Here is a 21,170-nt window from a genome sequence, read left to right as displayed (position 1 = left end):
ACATGGAAGCACTCGTCGCAATTACGATCCTGATCGTCCTGATGGTTTTCGGCGTTCCGGTCGCATGGTCTTTCGCCAGCGTACTCGCCTTTCTGGTATGGGTGTATGACACCAACACGATTACACTTCTGCTCCAAGGGTTCCGGGGCCTGAACTCGGTGATCCTGCTGGCCTTGCCCCTGTTCGTCCTGGCTGGATACCTCATGCAATCCGGCGGCGTAGCCAGTCGGCTGATCACCTTCATGGAAGCATCAGTCAGGGGGCGCAAATCCGGCCTTGGCGCCGCGTTGGTGATGTCCTCCGGTGTTTTCGGCGCGATCTCGGGCACGGCCACTGCAGCCGTCGCCTCAATCGGCACGATCATGGTGACGCCGCTGGCTGAAAAGGGCTACCCGCGCCACTATACCAGCGCTCTGCTGGGAATTTCGGCACTGCTCGGAATCCTTATTCCACCCTCGATCACCCTCATCCTGTTCGGCGTCGTCACCCGCCTGTCGATCACGGCCCTTTTCGCCGCAACGATCGTGCCGGGGCTGCTCCTGATGTTGGGGTTGATCATCTTCAACAGCATTGTCAGCAAAGAGTTCCTGAAGAAGGCAGAGGCCGAACGCGCGACCGTAAAGGAACATGCCGCCGTATCGGAGCTGCCACAGGATAGCTTCTGGCTTTCGGCGTTCAAGGCGATACCTGCCCTGATGATGCCTGTAATCATTCTCGGGGGAATCTACGGCGGCTACGCCACACCGACCGAGGCGGCCTCCATCGCGGTTATCATGACCGTACTGGTGGGGTTCTTCGTTTACCGGACCCTGACATGGGCGAAACTCCGTGCCAGCGTGCTCAAGGCGGGTGAAACAACGGGGACGATCATCCTGATCCTGCTGTTCTCTATGATGATCGGCCGAATCCTGGTTGCCGAAAGCATCCCACAGGACCTGACTCGTGCCGTCACCGCGCTGACCGAGAATAAGATCGCCATTCTCTTGTTGGTGAACGTGTTCCTGATTTTTGTGGGCATGATCATGGATGACGTGTCTGTTACCGTCGTGATCGCGCCACTCTTCCTGCCGCTGGTGACATCGGTTGGCGTGGACCCGGTGCACTTTGCCTCCATCGTGGCCTGCTCGGTCGTCATCGGCGCGAATAGCCCGCCGATGGCCCCGATACTTTACTTGGCATGCAAGGTGGGCAAAGCTTCAATCCACCAAGCGATCTCGCCAGCGCTGAAACTCATGTTTTACGTGGCCTTGCCGGTCATGCTGATCGTGACCTTCGTACCGGAGTTGTCGCTCTTCCTGCCGAAACTCATCGGGGCGTATTGAAGGATGCGATGCATTTGGCGAACCCATTACGTCGACTTTGCCATTGTTGGAGAACCCACTTGCTTCTGACTCCAGGGAAAACGATGTCGCTACATAAGAACCTGTTCCAGCGGCCCCGGTTGCGGCAGGCGGCAGATTACGTAATGAACCAGCCGGTTGAACTTGTGATCGGAAACCTACATTCAGGGACGGCCTCAAGCAGATCGTTACCGACCACTTTTTCACATCCGGCCCGAGCCCCTGGATTGGCGACGTATGAAGAAATACGGCAGATTTGTTGTCATAGGCTGATACAGAAAAATACCATCTTTTTCAGAGAAATGCGTCAAGCTTCACCTGGTCGCCCATCAATTCCGCGGACTTGGTGCACCATACCTGAGACAGACCGCCGAAAGCCCGTATTTCTTCCTATCCAACGCCGCGACCCTCGTCGCTCAAGACGATGATAAAGCGTGTCGAAGCCAGCAGTCAAAGCCTTGGGGCTATTGGAACTAATCTAAACGCCCCAACCATTCCCAGTTGCATCCTGAGACGACGCCGCAGGCGTCGCTTCTGACCGAAACCCAAGACGGAAAACGAAGGAAAAGATGAAGACTCATACTCAAGCAGTTGTAATCGGTGGTGGTCTGGTCGGATGTTCCATTCTGTATCACCTCGCGAAGCTGGGCTGGCAGGATGTGATCCTGCTGGAACGCGATGAACTGACCAGCGGGTCGAGTTGGCATGCCGCCGCGAATATCCACGGGCTGCACGACAACAACAATATCACCCGCATTCAGCATTATACGATGAACCTCTACAAGCAACTCGAACAGGAGACCGGCCAAGGCTGCGGCGTGTTCCAGCCGGGTTCACTTTATCTTGCGCAGACCGAGGCGCGCGAACATCAGCTACGCTTGCAAGAGGCCAAGGCCAAATACTATGATCTGAACTTTTTCGAAGTCAGCCGTGAAGAGGCACGCGAACTGCATCCGCTGGCACAATTCGACGATGTACGCTGTATCATGTTCGAACCCGATGGAGGCAATGTCGATCCTTCGGGTGTGACAATGGCCTACGCTGCTGGCGCGCGCGCCCTTGGCGCCCAGATAGAACGATTTTGCCCGGTGACTGGCACCGATCAACAACCCGACGGCAGCTGGATTGTACGCACCGAAAAAGGGGACATTCACACGCAATGGGTGATTAATGCCGCTGGCCTGTGGGGGCGTGAGGTAGCGGCCCTGGCCGGGCTGACTCTACCGCTGCAACCGACCGAGCATCAGTATTTCGTCACGGAAACCATTCCGGAAGTCGCAAATCTTGGTCGCCGTTTACCGTCGATCGCAGATCGGGACGGCGAATACTACTTCCGCCAGGAGGGCAATGGTTTCCTGATTGGTGCCTATGAACGCAACATGCGGTTCTGGGCAGAAGAGGGAACGCCACTGGATTTCTCTCATGAGCTTTTCCCCGATGACCTTGACAGGATCATGGAAAACGTGATCCGCGCGATTGCGCGCGTCCCATGTGCCGAAACCGCAGGTGTCAAACGCGTAATCAATGGTCCTATGATCTGGTCGCCGGATGCCAACGCACTTTGGGGCCCCGTCCCCGAGTTGCAGAACTACTTCCTCTGTGGTGGTATTATCCCTGGTTTTTCTCAATCCGGTGGGCTGGGCCTGCTCTCCGCGCAATGGATCATCGACGGAGAACCGCAATATGACATGTTTGCGTGGGATCTTGCCCGTTTTGGCGACTGGGCGGACAAAAAGTTCACCAAAGCGCGGGTAGAGGATCAATACGCCAATCGCTTCGCCATTCATTTCCCCAACGAAGAACGATCCGCAGGACGCCCGGCGCGGGTGCGTCCTGCCTACCAAATGCAAAGCGACTTAGGTGCCGTTTTCGGATTGAACTGCGGCTGGGAGCATCCGCTTTGGTTCGCCGAGACACCCGGCGTCAAGGAAACCAACAGTTTCACAAGGCAGAACTGGTGGGGCACGGTGGGTCAAGAGGTACAGATGTTGCGTCAGTCGGTCGGGGTGATCGATATCTCGCACTTTGCCAATTACGTGATCAGGGGGTCTGGTGCACAGGACTGGCTTGATCGGCTCGTCGCCAACCGGGTGCCCTCCGAAATCGGGCGCTCATGTTTGACGCCGATGATTTCCGTGCGCGGCGGCGTGGCCGGGGACTTCACGATCACCAAAGTCGCGACAGACGAATATATGATGATCGGATCCGGCATGGCCGAACGCTATCATCAGCGTTTCTTCAACATGGTCCCACTGCCTGAGGGAACGACCTTCGAGATAGCTACCGACCGCATCGTCAGCTTCAATGTCGCCGGGCCAAAGTCGCGGGAGATGTTGCAGCGGCTCACCAACGCGGTTCTCAGCAACGAGGGATTCCCCTTCATGTGTTCCAGGAACATTGAGGTGGCCGGTGTCTCCTGTCTGGCAATTCGCGTCTCCTTCACCGGTGATCTTGGTTGGGAATTGCATTGCGCCGAAAAAGATCAGTTGCGCCTTTACTCGGCCCTGCTGAGTGCAGCGCGGAATTCTGGCGGCGGTCCGGTAGGTGGGCGCGCCCTCGGCAGTCTGCGGATCGAAAAAGGTTACGGCTCGTGGGGACGCGAGTATTCACAGGAGTACTGGCCACAGGAAACGGGTCTTGCCGGGCTGATCAAACTGGATAAGGATTTTCTGCATAAAGAGGCGTATCTGGAGATCAAGGACAAAGCGCCGCGCGAAACTTTATCGATCCTTGAAATTGACGCGATTAACGATGCCGATGCCAGTGGAGGTGAGCCGATCTTTACGCCCCATGGCCAATCGGTCGGGCGCGTAACCTCGGGTGCCTACGGTTACTCAGTCGGAAAATCCCTGGCGCTAGGGTATACCAATCCTAAGGTGGCAAAAGCCGGAGACGAGGTCGAAGTGATGATCCTCGGCAAGCCCCACCGGGCCCGCATCCTGCACAACGCGGCGTTTGACCCTGAAGGTCGGCGTTTAAGGGCCTGACAGAGAGGGAAATATACGAGTCGCGATTTCTTGGATCCAGGCAAAGCTTCCGATCTGGCATTGCCAACTTATTTGCCCCGAATGCGGCCTGACCCAAACCCGTCAGGCTGTCATTTCGAGCGCGTGCGTGACTGTGCGACAGGTCGAAAGCATCGGCCCTGGCGTGGCGATAGGATTTGGCGATGAGACGATAGCGGCAGGGACGGATGGTCGTGTTGATCTGGTCATGTGCGGCCAGAAATCTCCGCGCTTGTCCAGGTGACTCGAAGCGCCCCATGAGCTTCTCTCGCTTTCGGGTCGGCCGATGAGATCCTTCGATCCGGTTGTTCAAGCCCTTGTGTGCCCGACGATCAGCATTTGCGGCAAGATTGCGACTCGGCCTGATGTAACTGCGCAGCCTGTCGGTGATCACGACCCGCGGCGCCAATTCGGTCGGTCGATCAGCCGCTTCAGGAACCGGCTGGCGGCCTTCGCATTACGTTGCTTTTGCACGAGAACGTCGAGCACGGTCCCATTCGCGTCGACTGCCCGCCAGAGCCGGAACTTCTCGCCATTGATGGGAACAACGACTTCATCCAGATGCCATTTGTCACTGGTGCCCGGTCTGTCGCGCTTGATGCAATCAGCGAAATGACGGCCAAACCGGTTCACCCAGTTCCGGACGGTTTCCCGGCTGACCATCACGCCGCCTTTGGCAAGCAGATCCTAGATATCCGCCGTGCTGAGCGCGAAACGATGATACGCTCAGAGCGCATAGGCGACGATCCCGCGAGGAAAACGGTAGTCTTTGAGGCGAGGCATCGTGCAAGGTATCTTCATACCGGCCGCCTATGCAAAAGCCGACGGGCAAGCAAGTTGGCAATGCCTTCCAACCTCCTGCATCAGCGTATCTTCAGTGCTCTCTATGACGAAAGGATATCGGTGGCCCTGTGATCCGCATTCACGCCTTCGATCAGAAACACGTTGCCCTCGGCATTTCTCGATCGTAGCGGAAGAATCTCCTGGTAGGCCGGGGACGCGTACCAGGCGTGGGCCTGAGCCATGCTTGGAAAGGCGATCACGATCAGATCGCCGGGAAAAGATCCTTCAAGCTGGTGTTTCTGTCCGCCATGAATGACAAACTTCCCGTCGAACGGTGCCAGGGTGGCGTCGATGGTTTCGAGGTAGGTGATGATATCGGCGCCCATTTCGACTTTGTGCAGGTGGCCGATGGCATAGCTGGTCATGTCTCTCTCCTTTCCCGAGTTCAGGCGCAGCTGGCCGGATACTGCCGTGCGGCCCATTCGAGGCTCGCGAAAATGGCAACGGCGACCGCCTGCACGAGAAGAAAAGCCCAGCCCAGCCCGTTGGGTGCGATCAGCCCGGCGATTGGCAGGATCACACTGCCCAGAACCCAAAGCACGTTGCCTGCGACAACCATCTGCACAGCCCAGGCGGGGATGGTCGCGACCCGGGCGAATACCGCCATAAAAACCGCAATCGGCAGCAGAAGCAGCCCGGCAACGAACAGAAACGGTTCGGGGATGCCGGTCAGCCCTGCGATCGGTTCGGATGCGAAAACCAGCAATGCACCCATGATCGCGCAGGTCGCCGCATCGATGGCGAGGATGGCCTGCAAAGAAAATCGGTGTCCGAGATCAGTCATATTTCTCTCCGAGTGACGTCGGCCACCCATCATGGGAAACCGAACGGTGAAGTGAATCTCGCGCATCTCTGATCTCGCGTCGATTACCTCGGAGGTAATGGTCATGCTGTTGGTGGTCGGTTAGAAAGTTCGCATGAAATCGCCAGAAAACCATATCGGATATCAGCTGAAGCAGTGGCGGAAGAGGCGGCGGCTCAGCCAGCTCGCGCTCGCGCTCGATGCGAACATTTCCCAGCGGCATCTCAGCTTCCTCGAATCCGGGCGCTCGCGTCCTAGCCGCGAGATGGTCCTGCAACTGACCCGCCAGCTCGATGTACCGCTACGCGAACGCAACGTTATGCTCCATACAGCCGGCTACGCGCCGGTTTTTCCCCAGCGGCCCCTTGATGCGCCAGAGCTTTCTGCCGCACGCGAGGCGATTGACCGTATCTTGCACGGGCATCTCCCCCATCCCGCATTGGCGGTTGATCGTCACTGGACGATGCTGTCCGCGAATGCCGCCGTGTCGCACCTCTTGGCCGATGTCTCGCCTCACCTTCTGGAAGGCGACGTGAACGTTCTGCGATTGAGCCTCCACCCCGAAGGACTGGCTTCGCGCATCCTCAACCTGTTGGAATGGCGCGAGCACGTTCTAACCCGCCTCAGCCATGAAATCGAACACTCGGCCGATCCGGTACTCGCCGCGCTCAGGGACGAGCTGGAGGCGTTGCCGCATCCAGCGGCGGCGCGGACCGATCATCCCGTACGCGGGAATGTTCAAGCGGTCGCGGTGCCCTTCCGGCTGAAGACCGATCTCGGATCATTGTCATTCCTGACCACGACAACGGTCTTCGGAACGGCGGTCGATGTTACGTTGTCAGAAGTCACGATCGAGGCCTTCTTTCCGGCTGACAAGGACACCGCAAATGCGATGGCAGAGCTTGATAAGGGGGCATGAAACCAGACCACGGCATTGCCAGCTTGCTGACCTTGAGTGGAGCGCCTAGCCGACCTCCATGAAGATACCAGCCAATATGCCACGCCTGAAAGGCTACTGTTTCGCCCATGATATCGTCGCTTATGCGGTTTGGGTGTGCCATCCGTTTTGGCCTCAGCACGGCGGATGTCGAGGATCTGCTGGCCGAGCGCGTCGTTACGGTCAGCCGGGAAACCGTGCGCAAATGGATAAACCGGTTTGGCCGGCATTTCACCGATTGCATCAAGCGCGACCGTCCCTCCACTGCCGATAAATGGCACCTGGACGAAGTTGTCCTCCCGATCAACGGTATGAAGGTATGGCTTTGGCGAGCAGTGGATGCGAACGGCGACGTTCTGGACATCCCAGTGCAGCCACGGCGAAACGCCAAGGCAACAAAGCGTTTCCTCAGACGGCTGATAGCCCGCTTTGGCAAACCGCGTGTCGTCGTGACGGACAAGTTGCGAAGCTATATCAAACCGCTCCAAACGCTCACACCAGACGCCGATCATCGGGCGCGCAAGGGCTTGAACAGCGGCAATGGCGATTCCTGCTCAAGCGGCTCAGCGGTAGCCGAGGCTCATGGCGTAGTCGCGCAACAATTCTTCTTCGTAACGGACCTCCTGCAGCAGCATCTGCAGCGCATCGCGGGCGTTCAGGATGCCGAGCGGCGTACCGTCATTGTAGAGAACCGGAACGTTCTTCAACTCACGATCTTGCATCGCCTTCCAGACATCGTGCAGCCATGCCTGGGGCGTGGTGGAGACAACCTCACGTGTCATCGCCTCGGTTACGGGCGCGGTGCAGCCTGCCCCGACACAGCGACCGGTCATGCGCACCACATCCGTTTTCGTGACGATTCCCGCCAGCCCCCTGCCCACATCACAGACCAGCAGCATGTCTCTACCGTCATCCAGCAACCGGGCGGCCTGAAGCAGCGTCGCAGTCGGCTCGATACACAACAACCGCTTGCGTATATCGGGCAGGATCTTCTCGACCAGCATGACAGCGTCCTTTCCTATCCTGAGAGCGCGATACTCGACCTTGCCGCAACCAGCGAAATCATCTGACACCGAAAAGCGGAAGGCCATTCCAGATGGGAAACCTCATCGGATCGCAGTATCGGCGGCATGACATTCATCTGTCGTGGTGTTTCCCGGACCCGACAACCATTCGCCCCGGAGAGTCGAAACTGATGGCAACCGGATCGCTGGCGGGGAAAGTGTCTTGCAGTGCATTGTCGAGCAGCGCATCGAGCTGGGCCCGGTACGCGGTCTCGACCTCGGTCGTCCCACCACCCATGCGGGACACCGGCATCGCCCGTCTCGTAAAATCCACCGCGCTGCATGTCAGGAGGTTGCCGTTTTCATCCGCAGTCATGCGAACCCGGCGATCCGCCGAAAAGAAGGTCAGGCGGAGCTTCCCCGCATCCTTGCCCTCACCACGCTCAATCCGGCCGGTGATCGTGCCGTCGCGCATACCCTGTTTCAGGTCGTTGGTGTCCATCCGTAACGCTTTGGCAAGCACCTTGGCGTCGACCTGCATCATATCGTCGGCAATTTCGATCTTTGTCATCGGTTTTCTCCCGTTCCCGGCGCATCATACGACCCGAACCCGTGGCTCCTCCGGCCCGTCACCGGACCAGGCGCAGTCCGCCATGGTCGATCGGTCAAGCTCCGACATGAATGCTTCACGTGCCGCAGCCAGCCTGGGCTTCAGGCGACATCGTGGCTTCAGTGTGCACGAACCGCCGTCTTCCCTGAAACACTCGACGATAGCGAAGCGCTGTTCGAGGTGGCGCACGACCTCGCCGAGCGTGATCGTTTGCGGCGGTCGGGCCAGTTGCAGCCCGCCGCTCCGGCCGCGCCGGCTGCGGACGAAGCCGCCGCGTCCGAGATCCTGTACCACCTTTGCCAGATGATGTTGCGATATCTCGAACTCCTCGGCGATCTGCCCGGTTGAGACAGCTTCATCGGGCGCACCGGCCAGACGCATCAGGACACGCAGGCCGTAATCAGTGAAAGATGCAAGTCGCATTCATGTTCCTTAAATTGGTATTGACAATACCAGTTATATCGGAGGATAAATGGTATTTCAAATACCAAATAAATATGCGGACCAACCGGCCAGAAGTCGGTGGAGACATGTGTGAAGAACGCGCCTGCCAAATAGAGATCGTCCATTTGGGTAATAGCAAGGAGGCACGCAATGGCATTTCACCTGCCCCTGAAACGGATCGAACCCGTCACGCATGACACATATCATCTAATTTTCGACCATCCCGACGGCTTCGATTATACGCCGGGACAAGGGGTGGAACTGCATTTGCTCAAGGAAGGATGGGAGGACAAGGGCAGGCCTTTCACGCCAGTCACACTGCCCGACGAGCCGACCCTGGAATTCGTCATCAAATCCTACCCCGATCATCATGGTGTGACAGAGCAGATAGGCAGGATGAAGCCGGGCGACGAGGTGAAGATAACGGGACCGTTCGGGGCAATTTCGGACAAGGGGCCAGGAGTGTTCATCGCCGGCGGTGCCGGCATCACACCGATGATCGCGGTGTTGCGCAAGCAGCTGAACGATCACGGCACACTTGAAGGATCAACACTGGTTTTCGCCAACAAGACCGAAACCGACATCATCTGGCGCGAGAAATTCGAGGCCATGGAAGGGCTGAAAACGGCCTTCGTGGTGGACGAATCCGGTGCCAGCGTGCCGCAACGGAGGCTCGACCGAGAGTATCTCAGCCAGTTCGTGGAACCTGATAGCCGCTGCTATCTCTGCGGTCCTCCTCCAATGATGAAGGCGGTCCGGACAATTCTCCATGACCTCGGCGTAAAGGGCACGCAGATCATCGAAGAGGCGTTTTGAGTTCGCGGCAACCAAGCCGAAATCACAACTCAGGGTTAGATTCAAACCCTATCGCAGGAGGCCGCAATGAGTGAAGCGACGCTGAACGAGGATGACGGCCACAGGGGTTTCTTTACCCGCTGGTTCATGTCCACCAACCACAAGGACATTGGCATCCTTTACCTGTTTACTTCGGCCTCAGTGGGCATGATCGCAGTATTGTTCTCAGTCTACATGCGGCTGGAGCTTATGGGGCCGGGGGTGCAATACATGTGCCTCGAAGGGCTGCGGCTCTGGCCCTCAGTCGCCGAATGTACGCCCAACGGGCATATATGGAACATCCTCGTCACCTATCACGGCGTGCTGATGATGTTCTTCGTCGTCATACCGGCTCTGTTCGGCGGGTTCGGTAACTATTTCATGCCGCTAATGATCGGTGCGCCTGATATGGCGTTTCCGCGGCTCAACAATCTCAGCTATTGGCTGTTCGTTGCCGGAACAGCCCTCGCCTTCGCATCGCTCCTGGCGACGGGCGGCGACGGGCAGCTTGGCGCAGGCGTCGGATGGACTCTCTACGCGCCGCTTTCGGTGCGGGATGGCGGCATATCGATGGACCTGGCCATTTTCGCAATCCATGTTTCTGGTGCCAGTTCGATCCTGGGCGCGATCAACATGATCACCACCTTCCTCAACATGCGCGCGCCGGGCATGACGCTCTTCAAGGTACCCCTGTTCGCCTGGTCGATCTTCATCACCGCCTGGATGCTGCTCATGGCGGTTCCGGTGCTCGCCGGCGCGGTCACCATGCTGCTAACGGACCGCAACTTCGCAACCACCTTTTTTGATCCGTCCGGTGGTGGCGATCCGAATCTTTACCAACACCTTTTCTGGTTCTTCGGCCATCCCGAAGTCTATATCGTGATCCTGCCCGGCTTTGGCATCGTCAGCCATGTCGTCGCGACATTCTCGAGAAAACCCGTCTTCGGTTACCTGCCCATGGTCTGGGCCCTGATCGCCATCGGCTCACTGGGGTTTGTGGTCTGGGCGCACCACATGTTCACCGTTGGCATGTCGATCACGCAACAGAGCTACTTCCAGATCGCGTCAATGACGATCGCGGTCCCGACCGGCATCAAGGTGTTTTCCTGGCTGGCAACGATGTGGCAGGGCTCGATCCGGTTCAGGACGCCGATGCTGTTCGCCATCGGCTTCATCTTTCTGTTCACGATCGGCGGGGTTACCGGTGTCGTGGTGGCGCAGGCGGGCGTCGATCGCGTCTATCACGACACCTACTATGTGGTTGCGCATTTTCACTACGTGATGAGCGTCGGCGCCGTCTTTGCGCTCTTTGCCGGTATTTATTACTGGATCGCGAAGATGTCGGGCCGGCAATATCCCGAGTGGGCCGGCAAGCTGCATTTCTGGATGTTCTTCATCGGTGCAAACCTCACATTTTTCCCGCAGCACTTCCTGGGGCGGCAGGGCATGCCGCGCCGATATATCGACTATCCCGATGCATTCGGCTTCTGGAACACGGTGTCGAGCTGGGGGGCGCTGCTGGCTTTCGCCTCGTTCCTGCTGTTTATCGGGATCGTTTTCTACACGCTGCTGGCCGGCAAGCACGAGTCTCGCGCAAACTACTGGAACAACTACGCCGATACCTTGGAATGGACCCTGCCCTCACCGGTACCGGAACACACATTTGAGGAACTGCCCAAACCCCGGGATTGGGACAGCCGGATTGCTGGATGACGTCACGAGTTGGCGCTGTCAAACGAAACCAGGTTGAGGCAAACTTGCAGAACAGGAGCCGCCCAAAAGTGACAGCACACTCCAGAGAGCATGCTTGTTGATTTCCGCTGAGAACTGACCCGGTATTTTCACCGGGACTTGACCCACCCTTGTTTATGTCTCAGCGGTCATGTTGTGCCCAATGATGAGCAGTAGCGCAGGCCTCAATGCCGATCACGCACGACGGCAACTTAGCAGAGAATGGAAGCAATTTACGGCGCGCAAACCGGCGGGTCAGGACAACCTCACCCGTTTCATCGACACCATGCACCCGGAAAACGCTCTTCGCAATATCGAGGCCGATTGTGTGGACTTTCATGTGGACGCTCCTTCTTTTGATATGGCGACGTCAACAAACCACCATATGGCACATCGATGCCGAGTTATGGGGGCGTCCACCTCATCATAGGGAGCCAGCTTTGAGGGAGGCTGATGGTTTATGGGGAACTCGCGGGACAATCTGGAATCCTGGCTGGCGCCGTTTGTTTCGGCGCTTGGACACAAGACGCGGGGGCGGATGTGTCCGGCCTGTGTTGCCAGGCTGATCGGCCCGGGTGATCGCAAGAGCGTGCAGCCAATGGCGGGGCGGGACTGGAAAAAGCCCCGGACCGCCCCCGCTACCAACCATACTCAGGCAAGCCATCCTTGACATGTTCGCCCATCCGCCGCCTTTACGATGCCCTTACCGTGAAAGGCTTATCAGAGGGAAAAACAACGATCTGCCAAAGTAGTGCCAGGTGTTTGATCCCAGGGTTTGATGGCGTGATCTTTTCGTTGGAATGGAAGGAAGCACTATGGGACAGGTTCGTCATGGCTGCGCCACGACCATGCACGCGGTCAGAGCAGCCTGGGCGCCAGTCACTTTCGCCCCCACCCCGCCGGAATCCAATTGACACATGAGTCGCATATGCGGGCGTCACAACCCTGGGCGGCTCTCGCGCATCGCTAGAATCGTGTGCAACCGTGAGCGAACCGGCAGCACCCGGCGAAAACCTGCCGAAAAATGCCTGTCTGAGTGGCAAGGATACGCTGCAAACAGGGGTTTTCGCTTCATTTTCGGTAACTTGAACCCAATCTCCTCCAATGCCCATTCCGCGAGCAAACAGATTGTGTAAGTAGAATGCAGCCCCTTGCCCGCGAGAACTGGTCTCGCCACCTTAAGACCCAAGAACGGACACTGCCCCACATGAGTTTCAACTCAGCTCCACTTACACGCCGCGCTCTTCTTCTTTCTTCCTCCGCCCTGCTGATGCTGTCCGCCGGTCGCGCCATCGCACAGGAGACGACAAGTGAAACCGCCGAGGCCGAGGCCCCGTCCGAAGGGCAGCCGTTCAGCTTCGAGTGGCTGGTGGAGATGATGCGCGGTGCGCGCGCACAACCGTTCCAGCCCGAAGTGGTCGAAGGCAGTTTCCTCAACGATCTGACCTATGACGATTACCGCATGATCCGCTATGACCCTGAACGCGCGCGGTTCGGCGATATCGAGAACACCCGGTTCGAGTTGCACGCCTTCCACATGGGCTGGCTGTTCACCGAGCCGGTCCACATGTCCGAAGTGTCCGAGGGCATCGCCCACCCGATGGAATTCGACACGGATGATTTCATCTACGAGCGCGAGTCGCGCAAGAAGGTGCCGGAACACGCGCCCTTGCCCGGGGTCGCCGGCTTCCGCCTGCACCATCCGCTGAACCGCCCCGACGTGATGGACGAACTGGTGGCCTTCCAGGGCGCCTCCTATTTCCGCGCGCTTGGCCGCGGCTCCAGCTATGGCCTGTCGGCGCGCGGTCTGGCGGTGAACACCGGCATCGACGTGAAGGAGGAATTCCCCCACTTCACCCGTTTCTGGGTCGAGCGCCCAGCCTCCGGCAGCGACCATGTGACAGTCTGGGCCGCGATGGAGAGCGATTCCCTGACCGGGGCCTATGAATTCGTCATCATTCCGGGCGAGGACACCGTGTTCGAGGTGACCGCTCATATCTTCTTCCGCAAGGATGTGAAACAGGTCGGCGTCGCGCCGCTGACCTCCATGTTCCTTTACGGCGACCGCAACCGCGCGAAATTCGACGATTTCCGCCCGGCGGTGCATGACAGCGACGGGCTCGCCATCGAGCGCAGCAATGGCGACCGGGTCTGGCGGCCGCTGTCCAATCCGCCGCGCCTGACCTCCAGCTATCTCAGCGAGACCACGCCGAAGCGGTTTGGCCTCTGCCAGCGCAGCCGCGACTTCGAGGATTTCCAGGACGTGGAAGCACTGTACGAACGCCGCCCCTCCTGCATGGTCGAGCCAATCGACGACTGGGGCCGCGGCACCATCCGGCTGGTGGAGATCCCCTCCACGCTGGAGGTCAATGACAACATCGTCGCCTTTTGGGTGCCGTCCGAACCGGGCCGCGCCGGAGAGGAGATGACCCTGCGCTATCGCCTCCATTGGGGCGACCTGCCGCCGGAGGAAAATGGCGATCTTGCATATGTTTATGCCTCGCGCGCCGGGATCGGTGGCGTGTCCGGCATAGAGGCCGAGGAGGGTGCCCGGAAATTCGTGATCGATTTTTCTGGCGGCCAGTTGGAACATTTGCCCGCCAGCGCCGTTGAGGAGATGTCAATTGTCGCGTCGGCGATTGGTGCACGTATTACGTCGCAGGTCTTGCAACGCATTTCCGGGCACACCATGTGGCGTCTGGTTCTGGACGTCATCGGTGAAGAAGACGTGGTCGAACTTTCGGCGCATATCGAAGGTTATGGGCGGAAACTGACAGAGACATGGCTTTTTCAATGGATTACAGAAGCTTGATGGAAGGCGCAGAGCGCGTTCACCTGGGAAGTGGTGCCGATGGAAGCGCGGCAGGCCCCGTGCTGCCTGACGTGCTGGCAGATCCCTGCGCCCTTCCGGTCGCACCTCTGGCCATGCCGGAGCAGGTCATCGAAACCCGGTTCGGTCCCCTGCGGCGCCTCATGCATCGTCTGCGTCATGGCAATGCGGCTTCGGCGTCCATGGACGCGGGTGCCTGACCGGGTCGATGGTGCCGAAGCACATCCCTCCTGCATCCTTGTTGGCCCTGCGAATGGCTATGTTCATCGCCAGTCTGTTCGCAGGGTTCGGGGCGTTCCTGATGTTCCTGGAATTCGGCGCGTCCAACGGGCTGACATGGATCGACGTACTTCGGGCGGTGCTGATCCTGATCTCCACCGTCTGGCTAGCCTGGGGCGCGTCCCTGGCCTTTGTCGGCATGACCTCCCGTGCGCGGCCGCCCCGGCCCGACAGCGTGGCGCCGATCCGGGGACGCACCTGCATCCTGATGCCGGTCTATAACGAGAACCCGCTGGAAAGCTTTTCGCGCATCGCCGCGATGGAGGTCTCGCTGCGGGAAACCGGCGATCCGGCGGAGATCCATTTCGCGATCCTGTCGGACACCCGCGACCCGGCCATCGCCGCGCAGGAGCGCGTGGTGTTCAAGCGCATGGTACAGGATTGCGACGGGATCGGACGGTTCTTCTACCGCCGACGGGCGCTGAACACCGGCAAGAAGGCCGGCAATATCCAGGATTTCATCACCCGTTCCGGCGCAGCCTATGATTACGCGGTGATCCTCGACGCGGATTCGCTGATGGACGGCAACACACTGCTCACCATGATCCGCCGGATGGAGGATGAGCCGGAGCTGGGCCTGCTGCAGACCCTGCCCAAGATCATCCATGCCCGGTCCCGCTTTGGCCGGGCAATGCAGTTCTCGGCCGATTTCTTCTCACCCGTCTTCGCGCGCGGTCTTGCCATGGTGCAGGGCCGGACCGGCCCGTTCTGGGGCCATAACGCCATCGTCCGTGTCCGCGCCTTCGCGCAAAGCTGCGGCCTCCCCAAGCTGAAGGGCACCCCACCCTTCGGCGGCCACGTGATGAGCCACGATTATGTCGAGGCCGCGCTGCTGGCTCGCAATGACTGGATCGTGCGGCTGGATGACGATCTTGAAGGCTCGTTCGAAGACGGGCCGGAGAACCTTGTCGATCATGCCAAGCGCGACCGCCGCTGGTGCCAGGGCAACCTGCAACACCTGCGGGTGATCGGTGCGCCGGGGCTGAAGCCCTGGTCGCGGATCGTTTTTGCGCAAGGCATCATGGCCTTCATTGCGCCGCTCTTCTGGATGGGCTTCATCGCCGCCTCCATCGCCGCGCCACTGATGGTGAAACCGCCCGATTACTTCCCGGTGCCCGGCTGGCCCTTCCCCGCCTTCCCCCAATCGGCCGCCTCGATGGCGATTGGCCTCTTCATCGGCATTGTGGGACTGTTGTTCCTGCCGAAACTCCTGATCGCCCTGCGCGCCATCCTGACCGGCGAGGCGAAAGAGTTCGGCGGGCCGGTCAAGGTGGTTCTGTCGACCCTGACCGAGCTTCTGCAATCCTCGCTGATCGCGCCGGTGCTGATGCTCTTCACCGTGCGCTCCGTCCTGCAGGTATTGATGCGCCGCGACGGTGGCTGGCCCACCAATAACCGTGGCGACGGGGTGCTGAGCTGGCAGGAGGCGATTTCCGCGTCCTGGTGGATCTCGGCGATCGGGTTCGCCAGCATGATCGCGGCGGGCTGGCTGACACCGGAGCTGTTCCTGTGGCTGCTGCCGGTGGGCCTGCCGATGATCCTTGCCCCGGCGGTGCTGCGTTGGGGCTCCCTGCCCTCGCGAAGTGACCTGATGACCGTTCCGGCGGAGCTGTCTCCGCCGCGTGTCCTGGAGATCCATGCCGGTATCCTTGCCCGCTGGGGCGTGCAACCGGACACGAAAGAAGGGGATGATGCCGAGGCCCCGACCCTAGACCAGCCCCTTGGCGTGAAGACCTAAGATAACCATGGTCTCGAACAGCGTCCTCCCCGCCATGAACGAGCGGGGGCATGCCCCGTCCATCACCGACACCGGACCACGAGTTAAGAAACCGCGTGATCCGCGGCTCGATTTCTTCCGGGGGCTCTGCCTTGTGACGATCTACGGAAACCATCTGCCCGGCACGGTTTACGAGCATCTGACCTCCCGCAATTTCGGCCTGTCCGATGCAGCGGAGGGGTTCGTTTTCATGTCGGGCTGTGCCGTGGCGCTGGCCTTTTCCTCCGGCAGCATGCGGCAGATGAACGAGGGTCTTTCGGCCCGGTCTTCTGATCTTCGACCGATTGCCGTTTGCGTCTCTTCGCGACCGTCTTCGGGTTGATCCCCAACTCGCGGCTCAACTCCGCTGCCGAAGCCTGCGATCGCTGTATTGCTGCTCTGACGGCGTGCGTTGTCGTGGCGCTCCCCTGACGAACTTGTCCCATAATGGTTCCTTCCATTTCGACGAAAGGATCACACCATCAAACCATGGGATCAAACATGCTAAAGCCACGATCAAGCCAGTAACTACTACGTGGATATAATACTGGATCAAAAGACTCACCAAGAGCGTAATGCATTGATCCATATAGCTTTTAATCCTTGACAATACTCTCGCCGGAGGCATCCGACGGCGGTCACCCGTTACCCGGTCCGGCGGCCACGCCGCGTCCAGCCCCACAGGCAGATCAACTCCATCGCCACATGCGCGCCCGCCACCGCCGTTGCCCCGCTGGTATCATAGGGAGGCGACACCTCGACAACGTCCCCGCCCACCATGTTGATTCCGGCCAGATCGCGCAGGATGATCGCCGCCTGCCCGCTGCTCAGCCCACCCCAGACGGGCGTGCCGGTGCCGGGGGCGAATGCCGGGTCCAGACAATCTATATCAAAGGTCACGTATACCTGAGACTCGCCAAGTATCTCTTTGATTTTTCTGGCGGTTTTCGCGGGACCACACTCATGTACCTCACGTGCGTCGATGGTCGGCACCCCCAGATTGTCGGCATTCACCGTGCGAATGCCCACCTGAACCGAGCGTTTCGGGTCGATCAACCCTTCCTTGACCGCCTTGTAGAACATCGTCCCATGATCGACGCGATCCATGTCGTCATCCGCCCATGTATCGCTATGCGCATCGAACTGGAGCAAGGACAGCGGCCCGAATTTCTCGGCGTAAGCCCTTAGAATCGGGAAGGAAATATAGTGATCCCCGCCAAGGGTGATGCTGCCCGCTCCGGCCTTGAGGATGCCGCGGATATGCTCCGTCAGCGCAGCGGGAAAGGCCGGGACATTGGCATAATCGAACGCTAGGTCACCGTAATCGACGATATCGAACGCCTCCAGCGGGCTGAACCCGTCCCAGCCATAGGGCGGGTCGAACACCTGCAAGGCGCTGGCCTCGCGCACCGCGCGCGGCCCGAGGCGCGCGCCGGGCCGGTTGGTCACCGCCTGATCGAAGGGCACGCCCGTCACGGCCAGATCGACCCCCGTCAGGTCCTTGCTATAGCGCCGCCGCAGGAATGACAGCGCCCCGCCAAAGCTGTTTTCATAATTCAGACCACGCGAATTTTCCCGCGTAAAAGCCTGATCCACCTGACTTTTTGCATCTTCAAGCGCCATTCGGCCTGTCCTCCCGTGCTACGGCCCTCTCGGGTTCGCCGCCGTCTGAGCGATCATTGTCGGCAATGCGACAGGGATGCAAGCCCGGCACATGGGCTGGACTCCGTGCGGCCTGCGCGTCAGGCTGCCGCCGACCCGACAGAAGGACGCCCCAAACCATGCCAAAAGACCCGACAACTCATGGCTCCCACGGCAGCATGCCTCGGCTGCTCGAGATCATGCGCCGGTTGCGCGATCCCGACAGCGGCTGCCCGTGGGACATCGAGCAGGATTTCGGCACCATCGCCCCCTACACCATCGAAGAGGCTTACGAGGTCGCCGACGCCATCGAGCGCGCCGACTGGGACGAATTGCGCGGCGAATTGGGCGATCTTCTGTTGCAGGTGGTGTTTCATGCCCAGATTGCCGATGACCGTGGCTTGTTCGCCTTCGATGACGTGGCCAATGCCATCGCCGACAAGATGGTGGCCCGCCACCCGCATGTCTTCGGTGACGAAAGCCGCGATAAATCGGCCGAGCAGCAAACCCGCGATTGGGAGGCGATCAAGGCCGCCGAGCGTGCAGACAAGGCGCAAACCGGCGTTCTGGACGGGGTCGCCGTGGGGCTGCCCGCCCTGCTGCGCGCGCTGAAGCTGCAAAAGCGGGCAGCGCGCGTGGGGTTCGACTGGCCAGAAACCACGCAGGTGCTCGACAAGATCGCCGAGGAATCCGCCGAACTGGTCGAGGCCGCCGAGACCCTGCCGCAGGACAAGATCGAAGAAGAGATGGGCGACCTTCTCTTCGTCATGACCAACCTTGCGCGCCATCTCGAGGTCGATCCCGAGGCCGCGCTGCGCCGCGCCAACGCCAAGTTCACCCGCCGCTTTGCCCGGATTGAGGATTGGCTGGCCGAGGCGGGCAAAACGCCGGAGCAATCCGACCTTGCCGAAATGGACGCGCTCTGGAACCGCGCCAAGGCCGCCGAACGCACCCCGGACTGATCGCGCAACGCACGCCCCGTTAACCTCCCCTCGGTCGGCCCCTTAAACCGACGCGATACCGGCGTCATACCGACGCGATGCCGAACGGGGTTTGACCTGTTAACCTTGGCTTTTGCCCCGATTCGCATCCCAAGCGGCAAAACAGCGCCGATCCGGCGGTATGAGAGGTGGACATTTCCCGCGTCAGCCCCCACCGTCGTGCAACTCTGCTTCGACCCGATTTGATCCGATCACGAGGTTACCCGATACCGTGCCGAACCTGACCCTCGCCAAGCCTGACGATCTCGACCGTCTCGACGCGCTCGTCGCCTCTCACCACGCCGAGGCCGGCATTGCCCAGGATGCCTCAGCCCGCCGCGAGGCCCTGCTGGCATTGCTCGAAGGTGCGCCACACGGGGCCGGATACCTGATCGGCCCGGTCCGTGCGCCCATCGGCTATGTCCTGCTGTCCTTCGGCTGGTCCGTGCGCCAGGGCGGCATGACCGCCACCCTGGACGAATTGTTCATCCGCTCCGGTGTGCGCAATCGCGGAATCGGGGCCGAAGTTCTGACAAGCCTGCCCAAGGCACTCAAGGGCGCGGGCCTCAAGGTGATGCATGTCGAAACCCCGCGCGATCAGCCCCGCCCGCGTTCCCTCTACCAAAGAATGCGCTTCCATCCGCGCGACGAGGTGATGATCCTTAGCCGCGACGTCTAGCATTCATCTGCCATGCGCCTAGGTTAAGGGCATGACCCTGCATATTCCCTTTGAAAACAGCTATGCCCGCCTGCCCGACAGGTTCTACAGCCGCTTGGCGCCCGTCCCGGTCAAGGCGCCCACCTTGCTGGCCTTCAACGACGCGCTTGCCGCCGATCTGGGCATCGCCCCCGGCGCGGTCGAGGACATGGCGCAGGTTTTCGCAGGCAACATGTTGCCCGACGGGGCGGAGCCACTGGCGCAGGTCTATGCCGGGCATCAGTTCGGCGGCTTCTCTCCCCAACTTGGCGACGGGCGGGCGCATTTGCTGGGCGAGGTCATGAAGAATGACGGCCAACGCCTTGATATTCAACTGAAAGGCTCGGGGCTCACCCCCTATTCCCGGATGGGGGACGGGCGCGCATGGCTGGGGCCGGTACTGCGCGAATACGTGGTGTCCGAGGCGATGCATGCGCTTGGCATCCCCACCACCCGCGCCCTGGCCGCCGTGGCCACGGGCGAGAGTGTTTACCGCGAAACAGGCGCCCTGCCCGGCGCGGTGCTGACCCGCGTGGCCTCCAGTCACCTGCGGGTGGGCACATTCCAGTATTTCGCCGCGCGGCGCGACATCCCCGGCCTTCGGGCCCTGTTCGAGTATACCGTGAAACGCCACGCGCCGAATGCCGAAACCCCGGCAGATCTGCTGCAAACCGTGGCCGAACGACAAGCCGGACTGGTAGCGCAATGGATGTCCATAGGCTTTATCCATGGCGTGATGAATACCGACAACACCACGATTTCCGGCGAAACCATCGACTATGGCCCTTGCGCCTTCATGGACAGCTATCATCCCGATACGGTCTATAGTTCAATCGACGCCCACGGGCGCTATGCCTTTTCCAGCCAGCCCAATGTGATCGTCTGGAACATGGCGCAACTGGCGACGGCTCTGGTCGCCCTGATGCCCGATCAGGACGCGGCGGTCGAAGACTTCACCAATATCATCCACGCCATGCCCGACCGCATCCACAGTCATTGGCTGCGCGCCTATGGGCGCAAGATCGGGATAGCCGATGCAACCCCCGAGGACGAATCCCTGATCGTCGATCTGTTGCGTCTCATGGCCGAGAACCGCGCCGATTTCACCAATACCTTCAACGCCCTGAGCAACGGAGCGCCGCGCGATCAGTTCCTTGATCCGACAGCCTTTGACACATGGGAGCCCCGCTGGCGCAGCCGGATCGAGGCAGAGGATAATCCGCAGGACACAATGCGCACCGCGAACCCCATCTATATCCCGCGCAATCACCGGATCGAACAGATGATCCAGTCTGCCGTGGCAGGCGATTTCCGGCCTTTTGATCGGTTGATGCGGGTCCTGTCACGCCCCTGTGACGCTCAGCCGGATGCGCAGGACCTGATGCGCCCGCCCGAGCCATCCGAGGTGGTGCAGCAGACATTCTGCGGCACCTGAGC

The 21,170-nt window shown here is 60.0% G+C and carries 19 protein-coding genes and 4 pseudogenes; 14 read left to right on the top strand and 9 right to left on the bottom strand.

The genetic code is table 11. The features are described 5' to 3' along the window. Positions 1-2: 2 nt before the first annotated feature. Together BUB53_RS13490 and BUB53_RS13485 are read left to right on the top strand one after the other, a co-directional pair. The gene (locus tag BUB53_RS13490) at positions 3-1,322 is read left to right on the top strand and encodes a TRAP transporter large permease (protein WP_073035287.1); all 1,320 of its coding nucleotides are present in this window, start codon (positions 3-5) and stop codon (positions 1,320-1,322) included. A gap of 587 nt (positions 1,323-1,909) precedes the next feature. Continuing rightward, a complete protein-coding gene (locus BUB53_RS13485; RefSeq protein ID WP_073035286.1) occupies positions 1,910-4,327 on the top strand; it encodes a GcvT family protein in 2,418 nt (805 codons plus the stop codon). Between the two features lie 112 nt (positions 4,328-4,439). On the opposite strand, the pseudogene BUB53_RS13480 reads toward BUB53_RS13485, so the two are convergent. The 3 genes and pseudogenes from BUB53_RS13480 to BUB53_RS13470 form a co-directional block, all read right to left on the bottom strand. Beyond that, positions 4,440-5,146 (bottom strand): annotated as a pseudogene (locus BUB53_RS13480) (IS6 family transposase); the annotation flags it as partial. A gap of 83 nt (positions 5,147-5,229) precedes the next feature. Next, positions 5,230-5,553: a DUF1330 domain-containing protein gene (locus tag BUB53_RS13475; protein WP_073035285.1), complete on the bottom strand. Its 324-nt coding sequence runs from the start codon at positions 5,551-5,553 to the stop codon at positions 5,230-5,232. Positions 5,554-5,573: 20 nt separating this feature from the next. Further along, positions 5,574-6,038 carry a hypothetical protein gene (locus BUB53_RS13470; RefSeq protein WP_234983215.1) on the bottom strand — a complete coding sequence of 155 codons (465 nt, stop codon included), beginning with the start codon at positions 6,036-6,038 and terminating at the stop codon, positions 5,574-5,576. 67 nt (positions 6,039-6,105) lie between these two features. On the opposite strand from BUB53_RS13470, the gene BUB53_RS13465 reads away from it, so the two are divergent. Together BUB53_RS13465 and BUB53_RS13460 are read left to right on the top strand one after the other, a co-directional pair. Continuing rightward, the gene (locus tag BUB53_RS13465; RefSeq protein WP_073035283.1) at positions 6,106-6,909 is read left to right on the top strand and encodes a helix-turn-helix domain-containing protein; all 804 of its coding nucleotides are present in this window, start codon (positions 6,106-6,108) and stop codon (positions 6,907-6,909) included. A 58-nt stretch (positions 6,910-6,967) separates the two neighbouring features. Continuing rightward, positions 6,968-7,463, top strand: a pseudogene (locus tag BUB53_RS13460) (IS6 family transposase); the annotation flags it as partial. A gap of 27 nt (positions 7,464-7,490) precedes the next feature. On the opposite strand, the gene BUB53_RS13455 reads toward BUB53_RS13460, so the two are convergent. The 3 genes from BUB53_RS13455 to BUB53_RS13445 all read right to left on the bottom strand — a co-directional run bounded on the left by BUB53_RS13455 (position 7,491) and on the right by BUB53_RS13445 (position 8,964). Next, positions 7,491-7,931: a CBS domain-containing protein gene (locus BUB53_RS13455; RefSeq protein WP_073035282.1), complete on the bottom strand. Its 441-nt coding sequence runs from the start codon at positions 7,929-7,931 to the stop codon at positions 7,491-7,493. Between the two features lie 133 nt (positions 7,932-8,064). Then, on the bottom strand, positions 8,065-8,502 hold the full coding sequence (locus BUB53_RS13450; protein ID WP_073035281.1) for a DUF6522 family protein: 438 nt from the start codon (positions 8,500-8,502) through the stop codon (positions 8,065-8,067). Between the two features lie 24 nt (positions 8,503-8,526). Then, positions 8,527-8,964, bottom strand: a complete 438-nt coding sequence (locus BUB53_RS13445) for an RrF2 family transcriptional regulator (RefSeq protein ID WP_073035280.1) — start codon at positions 8,962-8,964, stop codon at positions 8,527-8,529. A gap of 171 nt (positions 8,965-9,135) precedes the next feature. On the opposite strand from BUB53_RS13445, the gene BUB53_RS13440 reads away from it, so the two are divergent. Continuing rightward, positions 9,136-9,801 (top strand): FAD-binding oxidoreductase, encoded by a 666-nt coding sequence (locus BUB53_RS13440; protein WP_073035279.1) that lies wholly within the window; start codon positions 9,136-9,138, stop codon positions 9,799-9,801. A gap of 66 nt (positions 9,802-9,867) precedes the next feature. After that, entirely contained in the window at positions 9,868-11,532 is a 1,665-nt protein-coding gene (locus BUB53_RS13435; protein WP_073035278.1) for a cytochrome c oxidase subunit I, read from the top strand. 160 nt (positions 11,533-11,692) lie between these two features. On the opposite strand, the gene BUB53_RS22500 is transcribed toward BUB53_RS13435, so the two are convergent. Then, positions 11,693-11,890 carry an IS110 family transposase gene (locus tag BUB53_RS22500; protein ID WP_143163219.1) on the bottom strand — a complete coding sequence of 66 codons (198 nt, stop codon included), beginning with the start codon at positions 11,888-11,890 and terminating at the stop codon, positions 11,693-11,695. Positions 11,891-12,010: 120 nt separating this feature from the next. Between BUB53_RS22500 and BUB53_RS13430 the strand changes: the two are divergent. From BUB53_RS13430 to opgC, 5 genes and pseudogenes are all read left to right on the top strand, one after another. After that, positions 12,011-12,160 (top strand): annotated as a pseudogene (locus BUB53_RS13430) (IS701 family transposase); the annotation flags it as partial. Positions 12,161-12,757: 597 nt separating this feature from the next. Then, positions 12,758-14,362, top strand: coding sequence for an OpgD/OpgG family glucan biosynthesis protein (locus BUB53_RS13420; RefSeq protein WP_073035276.1), 1,605 nt, complete (start codon positions 12,758-12,760; stop codon positions 14,360-14,362). Then, positions 14,344-14,580 (top strand): hypothetical protein, encoded by a 237-nt coding sequence (locus BUB53_RS13415; RefSeq protein ID WP_143163218.1) that lies wholly within the window; start codon positions 14,344-14,346, stop codon positions 14,578-14,580. The genes BUB53_RS13420 and BUB53_RS13415 overlap by 19 nt, the downstream gene beginning before the upstream one ends. An 8-nt stretch (positions 14,581-14,588) precedes the next feature. Further along, positions 14,589-16,397, top strand: coding sequence for a glucans biosynthesis glucosyltransferase MdoH (gene mdoH / locus BUB53_RS13410; RefSeq protein ID WP_073035274.1), 1,809 nt, complete (start codon positions 14,589-14,591; stop codon positions 16,395-16,397). A gap of 7 nt (positions 16,398-16,404) precedes the next feature. Further along, positions 16,405-16,758 (top strand): OpgC domain-containing protein, encoded by a 354-nt coding sequence (gene opgC, locus BUB53_RS13405; protein ID WP_327213544.1) that lies wholly within the window; start codon positions 16,405-16,407, stop codon positions 16,756-16,758. Here opgC and BUB53_RS23195 read toward each other — a convergent pair. Further along, positions 16,691-16,861 (bottom strand): annotated as a pseudogene (locus tag BUB53_RS23195) (IS481 family transposase); the annotation flags it as partial. The gene opgC and the pseudogene BUB53_RS23195 sit on opposite strands and share 68 nt — an antisense overlap. A 199-nt stretch (positions 16,862-17,060) precedes the next feature. Then, a complete protein-coding gene (gene speB, locus BUB53_RS13395) occupies positions 17,061-18,038 on the bottom strand; it encodes an agmatinase (RefSeq protein WP_073035273.1) in 978 nt (325 codons plus the stop codon). Between the two features lie 158 nt (positions 18,039-18,196). On the opposite strand from speB, the gene mazG reads away from it, so the two are divergent. The 3 genes from mazG (at position 18,197) to BUB53_RS13380 (ending at position 21,168) form a co-directional block, all read left to right on the top strand. Then, entirely contained in the window at positions 18,197-19,018 is an 822-nt protein-coding gene (gene mazG, locus BUB53_RS13390; protein ID WP_073035272.1) for a nucleoside triphosphate pyrophosphohydrolase, read from the top strand. Positions 19,019-19,268: 250 nt separating this feature from the next. Further along, positions 19,269-19,715, top strand: coding sequence for a GNAT family N-acetyltransferase (locus BUB53_RS13385; protein WP_073035271.1), 447 nt, complete (start codon positions 19,269-19,271; stop codon positions 19,713-19,715). A gap of 31 nt (positions 19,716-19,746) precedes the next feature. Next, positions 19,747-21,168, top strand: a complete 1,422-nt coding sequence (locus tag BUB53_RS13380) for a protein adenylyltransferase SelO (RefSeq protein ID WP_073035270.1) — start codon at positions 19,747-19,749, stop codon at positions 21,166-21,168. Positions 21,169-21,170 lie beyond the last annotated feature (2 nt).

The sequence above is a fragment of the Roseovarius pacificus genome (genome assembly GCF_900142665.1).
Taxonomy (GTDB): Bacteria; Pseudomonadota; Alphaproteobacteria; order Rhodobacterales; family Rhodobacteraceae; genus Roseovarius; species Roseovarius pacificus.
The sequence above is the reverse complement of the archived record's forward strand: the minus strand, read 5'-3'. Positions and strand labels throughout refer to the sequence as shown.

What these genes read in the sequence shown, in the direction of transcription:
- BUB53_RS13465 (WP_073035283.1), top strand. Translation starts at nt 6,106, where the DNA reads ATGAAATCGCCAGAAAACCATATCGGATATCAGCTGAAGCAGTGGCGG.
- BUB53_RS13490 (WP_073035287.1), top strand. Translation starts at nt 3, where the DNA reads ATGGAAGCACTCGTCGCAATTACGATCCTGATCGTCCTGATGGTTTTC.
- BUB53_RS13435 (WP_073035278.1), top strand. Translation starts at nt 9,868, where the DNA reads ATGAGTGAAGCGACGCTGAACGAGGATGACGGCCACAGGGGTTTCTTT.
- BUB53_RS13485 (WP_073035286.1), top strand. Translation starts at nt 1,910, where the DNA reads ATGAAGACTCATACTCAAGCAGTTGTAATCGGTGGTGGTCTGGTCGGA.
- BUB53_RS13380 (WP_073035270.1), top strand. Translation starts at nt 19,747, where the DNA reads ATGACCCTGCATATTCCCTTTGAAAACAGCTATGCCCGCCTGCCCGAC.
- BUB53_RS13415 (WP_143163218.1), top strand. Translation starts at nt 14,344, where the DNA reads ATGGATTACAGAAGCTTGATGGAAGGCGCAGAGCGCGTTCACCTGGGA.
- speB (WP_073035273.1), bottom strand. Translation starts at nt 18,038, where the DNA reads ATGGCGCTTGAAGATGCAAAAAGTCAGGTGGATCAGGCTTTTACGCGG.
- mdoH (WP_073035274.1), top strand. Translation starts at nt 14,589, where the DNA reads ATGGTGCCGAAGCACATCCCTCCTGCATCCTTGTTGGCCCTGCGAATG.
- BUB53_RS13440 (WP_073035279.1), top strand. Translation starts at nt 9,136, where the DNA reads ATGGCATTTCACCTGCCCCTGAAACGGATCGAACCCGTCACGCATGAC.
- BUB53_RS13450 (WP_073035281.1), bottom strand. Translation starts at nt 8,502, where the DNA reads ATGACAAAGATCGAAATTGCCGACGATATGATGCAGGTCGACGCCAAG.
- BUB53_RS13420 (WP_073035276.1), top strand. Translation starts at nt 12,758, where the DNA reads ATGAGTTTCAACTCAGCTCCACTTACACGCCGCGCTCTTCTTCTTTCT.
- BUB53_RS22500 (WP_143163219.1), bottom strand. Translation starts at nt 11,890, where the DNA reads ATGAAAGTCCACACAATCGGCCTCGATATTGCGAAGAGCGTTTTCCGG.
- BUB53_RS13470 (WP_234983215.1), bottom strand. Translation starts at nt 6,038, where the DNA reads ATGCGCGAGATTCACTTCACCGTTCGGTTTCCCATGATGGGTGGCCGA.
- BUB53_RS13475 (WP_073035285.1), bottom strand. Translation starts at nt 5,553, where the DNA reads ATGACCAGCTATGCCATCGGCCACCTGCACAAAGTCGAAATGGGCGCC.
- opgC (WP_327213544.1), top strand. Translation starts at nt 16,405, where the DNA reads ATGGTCTCGAACAGCGTCCTCCCCGCCATGAACGAGCGGGGGCATGCC.
- BUB53_RS13445 (WP_073035280.1), bottom strand. Translation starts at nt 8,964, where the DNA reads ATGCGACTTGCATCTTTCACTGATTACGGCCTGCGTGTCCTGATGCGT.
- BUB53_RS13455 (WP_073035282.1), bottom strand. Translation starts at nt 7,931, where the DNA reads ATGCTGGTCGAGAAGATCCTGCCCGATATACGCAAGCGGTTGTTGTGT.
- mazG (WP_073035272.1), top strand. Translation starts at nt 18,197, where the DNA reads ATGCCAAAAGACCCGACAACTCATGGCTCCCACGGCAGCATGCCTCGG.